The sequence below is a fragment of the Candidatus Jordarchaeum sp. genome, from assembly GCF_052745115.1.
This window is the reverse complement of record NZ_JBRAKS010000283.1, coordinates 1-5,138: the sequence shown is the minus strand read 5'-3', so window position 1 is coordinate 5,138 and position 5,138 is coordinate 1. Positions and strand designations below refer to the sequence as shown.

Sequence of the window (5,138 nt, the reverse complement as noted above, 5' to 3'; positions counted from 1 at the left end):
GGGCACCAAGAGGCATTGGCTGCTCGTGTTCCTAGCGTACAGTCTCCTCAAACTCTTGGTTTGCAGGAGTAGACTCTATAAGAGGGTTAAGTCCGATTGAGACCATCGGGGCGGAGTGCAGGCAGGCTTTCATGGACCTACTACAGAGCATCATCCAGTGGGTCTACCAGATGGCCGCCGACGGGATGTCGATTGAGCAAGTGGTGAGTATGATAATAAAATGACCTAATAACTTAAATACCGCAAAACTTTAGTAATAGATATGTATTTTTGATTTTGGGTATGTGAAAACGTCCTGCAACTCCCATAGTAGGGTTTGGATTTGGAAAAGAAGGCTTAATAACGCCTCCTCTACAAGCAGCCAACAAACAAAAACACATACCCCCAAGCAAAAACATAACTATTACATCGTGCCAAAGGCATATCAAACCTAAACTTTGATGTTCAAGAAAAATTTAAAAATCTTAAGTCTTGAAGGTGGGGTAGATGTGAAGGAATTGATAACGGATCAAACTGATTATTCAAATACGGAACATCTGGAAATCGGTATGCCTATAAACGTCAAGCCTAGTGTGTCAATAATCATCCCCATCCATAATGAAATACAAGTGATTAAAAAAAATCTTGAAAAAATCATAGATTACAGCAAACGAATTTTTGATGACTACCAGATAATAATTGCAGAAGACGGGAGCAAAGACGGAACGGATACCATCATAAAACAGCTAGTCAAGTCCCATTATCAAATCGTATACCTTCATTTTGAGGTAAGACAAGGAAAAGGAAAAGCAATAAAACGCGCTATTAAAATCGCGAGGGAAAAAATTGTTGCGTTTATAGACGCTGACCTAGCAGCACCTTTGATACAGCTCCCCCAATTAGTCCAAATGATTCAACAAGGATTCACGATGGCTGTAGGATCAAGATTAATTAACGGATCTCATGTTAAAAGACCGACCGCAAGAAGGATCACAAGCACCATCTACAATCTTCTAGTAAGGGTTCTGTTTCGGGATGGTGTACACGACCATCAGTGTGGTTTTAAGGTGTTTAATCGTGACCATATTCTCCCTCTGCTCGACGAGGTTAAAAATAATGAATTTTTCTTTGATACCGAACTTATTATAAGAGTCAAAAGAAATGGAAACAGAATTATAGAAGTACCGATAAAATGGATAGAGCCTGAGGATCGAAACTCTAAATTTCAATTGGTGTATGACGGGTTAACAATTCTTATAGAGTTACTTAAATTGAGGATTAAATTATGGATGCGTTAAATATACTTGCTTTTAACTGGCGGGATGTAACAAATCCAAAGGCGGGGGGAGCGGAAGTCCATATACACCAGGTGCTAAACAGATTAGTGCAATGGGGTCATAGCGCAACCCTTTTTTGTGGATGGTATGAGGGATGCAAGAGGAGGGAAGAAATCGACGGTATAGAAATAATCAGGGCAGGTAATCAGTTCACGGTTTATCTAGCCGCCTTTAGGTACTATCTCTTAAATCTAAGAAAAAGACCCTTTGATATAGTTATAGATGATATAAATGGGGTTCCCTTTTTTACCCCCTTGTATGTTAAAAAACCGAGAGTAGCTATCATTCATCATTTGGTTAGAGACATTTTTTTCAAGGAACTTTCACCCCTCTCCGCGGTCATAGGCTATACGACAGAACAAATAATACCTCTACTGTATCGAGAAACGCCGTTTATTGCAGTGTCAGAGAGCACAAAACAAGAATTAATCGAATTTGGTATTCTTGGAAAGAATATTGCTGTGGTCTACAATGGAATTGACAATAATTTCTACGAGCCATCTAGACAAGTGAAAAGCCCGTATCCCCACATTCTCTATCTAGGACGGTTGAAAAAATACAAAAGTATTGAACATCTAATAATAGCCATGAAGTATGTTACAAAAGAATTACCTAATGTAAAGTTGTCCATAGCTGGAGAGGGGGACGCTGAGTATAAAAATGAATTGAAAAAACTAGCAGAAGGCTGGACCAATATCCGATTTCATGGTTTTGTAAATGAGAAGGAAAAATTAGATCTAATGAAAAGGGCTTGGGTGTTTGTTACTACTTCGGAGAGAGAGGGATGGGGGTTAACTGTAATTGAAGCAAACGCCTGCAAGACGCCAGCTATTGTGACAGATGTTCTGGGCTTAAGAGATGTTGTAAAAAACAACGAAACCGGGTTTACTATACCCTATGGACAACCGAAAATTTTAGCCAACGCCTTAATAAAAATTCTAACAGATAAGGAGCTAAGAGAAAAGCTATCCCAAAAAGCACTGGAATGGTCAAAACAATTTAACTGGAATAAAACGTCAAGAAAAATATTACAAATCATAAAACATATCATTGATAATCAAGATCAGTGAAACTATTTTAAATACGCTCTTGAATATAATACTAACTTTTACCAACATGAAGCTACCTGCATTTTTAAATGGATCATAAGAAGAAAAATGTGATTTTGTAAAGTTCGAATAAAATATTTATATAGCCTGACCGCAGAAGATATATTTATTTTTGTAACTAAGGGACAATGGTTTAAAATCATGCTCGGGTTGAAAAATTTGACCACAGCGGAGACTAGTATTAAGCATGAGTTTTGGCGTTTTTTAAAAAATAAGTTTGTTATTCTTGGATTAGCTGTGAGAATTATTCTATCCCCTTTCTTTATGCATGAATTCGATTTTGATCTTTTTGTCTCTACCGCCAGAGCTTATTACTCTTCTTGGACTCTTACCTATTTTACTAATTGGGCTTATCCTCTGTTTTTTTATTTAATTTTGCTAATTTCTTATTTTTCAGCGGATTTAATTAGCGATAATTTTTACCTATTCGGGCAATCCGTCTCAGTATCGGAGAAATTCTTTGTTAAATTACCTTTCATTATTTCCGATCTACTCATAGCATATATGCTATACCGCATTTTGTCAGAAAATGGGAAAGGAAAGTATGCTATGTTTATTGCCTTATTTTATTTGTTAAATCCTCTTTCAATTTTCACCAGTTCCGTCTATGGTACTTTTGACTCTATTTCGATTCTTTTTGCTCTCCTAGGCTTCTATCACTTTTTGCATAGAAGATATAGTCTCTGTGCTTTGGAGCTTGCTATCGGGTTTGGGATTAAGTATCACCCTGCGGTTTTAATTCCTGTTTTTCTATTATTTATGTGGAAGGAGGCAAAAAGGGAAATTCCCAAGTTTCTTACCTATTTCGGAGTGGCCGCTATTTTATCTTTTATACTGCCATCAATAATCTATTACAATCCTCTTACTCATTATTGGGCTTTTGGATTGTCTTTTTCAAACTTTGCAACTTCCAAGTTTTTGAGAGATATTTCACAAATGCTGGATCCAAATATGACATACCGTGCTCTTCTTTTGAGATGCGGATTTTATGAAATGTTAATTTATAGTGCTTTTATCGAAGTAGCTATTTTTGGTGGATTATTTCCATTTTTTACTTTTCTTGTTTGGCGTAAAGGACTTTTTGAACGCTACTCTAAGTCTAGATTAGAATTTCTCACTGCATGTGCAATAGCGGTTTACATGATATACTATCTTTCATACGGAAGAATCAATATTTATTATGCTCTTTGGGTTCTTCCCTTCTTACTAATTTTCTTCTCCTTTAGAGATCTCAATAGATTTTTGCTATTGACCTTTAACATAATACCTTTGGTACAAAACTTCTCACGTGACAGTATTTTCTACTATTTGAATGGGAACTACACATATAGCGCTTATTTTTTTAGTGGGAAAGTACAGCCATATGGTGTTGGTTATGCCAACGGAGTCGCTACAGGCTTTGTATTTTCTTTAACCTGCGTTTTAATATTCGTTTCATTATTCAAAGAACCTATCAATAATTATAAACCATTTAAAAAAATCTATCAGTTTTTTAACCAGATTACAGAGAGAAGAAAGACGATTCTTCTAAGTCTAACACTGATATCCATTTTCTTTCTAATAGTTTCTTCTTTAAACCTCAATGGCCTATATTGGTCAGGGTACCCTGTAACTTTTTATACTCCCATAGAACAGTCCCCCACAAAAAGTACACAACTTTTGCTAGGTTACTTACTTATTTTTGTTTTTCTACCTTTATTGATTTCTCTTTCGTTATCCTTGCACACAAGCACCTTGGAACCAGATAAAAGTAGATGGAGATATTGGAAGCTAACAATATTGTTAATATCCATTACACTTTTAACCATCTTGGGATTAATTATACTCAGTGCTACGCTCCCCTACGTTGCTGGCGGAAATGGGTTATTCTGGGGCTGGATGCCCATTTTTGGTCCTCTTAAGGTCTTATGTGAACACGGAGGTATAATTACAACTGGCCTCATACTGCTTTCCTCTGCTATTGCACTGGACTTATTATCCAAACCATGGATCTCTGATAGTATTCCAATAAATTCTATTGATTTAAAGATTTAGTCATATCCCTCCCATATTTATTATATTTACAATGGAATATACTGCCACCTTATTCAGCTTCTTTTTAGTGCAGGAATTGGTTGTAAAAAAGTTTGTATGCTTCATAAATTTACCATTTTTAATGTTTCCTCGTATTTTTGGCAACTGCACAGAGTTCTAAGTACCCGCTTTTTAGAAATGATCTTTTGAAAATCGGAGAAAACGAAATGTTAAACAATTTTATTATTAATCCATTTATACTAAAAGGATCAATTCCTATGATCTTTATTACATTATAACCGTTATTTACGAACACCGACTTTAAGTCATTATATGTATAAGATTTTTCATATCCGTGTTTCCATGACCCAAAATGAAGTAGTTGGTAGAGTTTCCATAAAGAAAATCTTGCTGGAACAAAGGTGAGTAAATAACCGTCATCCTTTAAAATTCTCTTTACCTCTTTTAAAAAAGATTTTTCATCGTCCAAGTGCTCCATTAGCCCCGCGCTGAAGATAAAATCAAACTCGTTTTCGGTAAAAGGTGTGCTTCTACAATCTGACAGAAAGGCGTTTGGAATTTCTTCTCTTATTAATTCAATAGCAACACTACTATTATCGAGAGCATAACATTCTACATCTTCTCTATTATTTGCTATGAAAAAGCTTTTCGCTTCAGTCCGAGAGGGGGCTGACCAGAT

4 protein-coding genes are annotated in these 5,138 nt (G+C 36.0%); 3 read left to right on the top strand and 1 reads right to left on the bottom strand.

Annotated features, from left to right (window positions below; all coding sequences use genetic code 11):
* Positions 1–488: 488 nt before the first annotated feature.
* From ACUVXA_RS16025 to ACUVXA_RS16015, 3 genes are all read left to right on the top strand, one after another.
* Entirely contained in the window at positions 489–1,277 is a 789-nt protein-coding gene (locus ACUVXA_RS16025) for a glycosyltransferase (RefSeq protein WP_445872290.1), read from the top strand.
* Positions 1,265–2,386: a glycosyltransferase family 4 protein gene (locus ACUVXA_RS16020; protein WP_445872289.1), complete on the top strand. Its 1,122-nt coding sequence runs from the start codon at positions 1,265–1,267 to the stop codon at positions 2,384–2,386. Before ACUVXA_RS16025 ends, ACUVXA_RS16020 begins: the two co-directional genes overlap by 13 nt.
* 198 nt (positions 2,387–2,584) lie before the next feature.
* A complete protein-coding gene (locus tag ACUVXA_RS16015; protein WP_445872288.1) occupies positions 2,585–4,459 on the top strand; it encodes a hypothetical protein in 1,875 nt (624 codons plus the stop codon).
* Positions 4,460–4,577: 118 nt separating this feature from the next.
* On the opposite strand, the gene ACUVXA_RS16010 is transcribed toward ACUVXA_RS16015, so the two are convergent.
* Positions 4,578–5,138 (bottom strand): class I SAM-dependent methyltransferase (locus ACUVXA_RS16010; protein WP_445872287.1); only part of this gene is annotated, 561 nt, incomplete at its 5' end.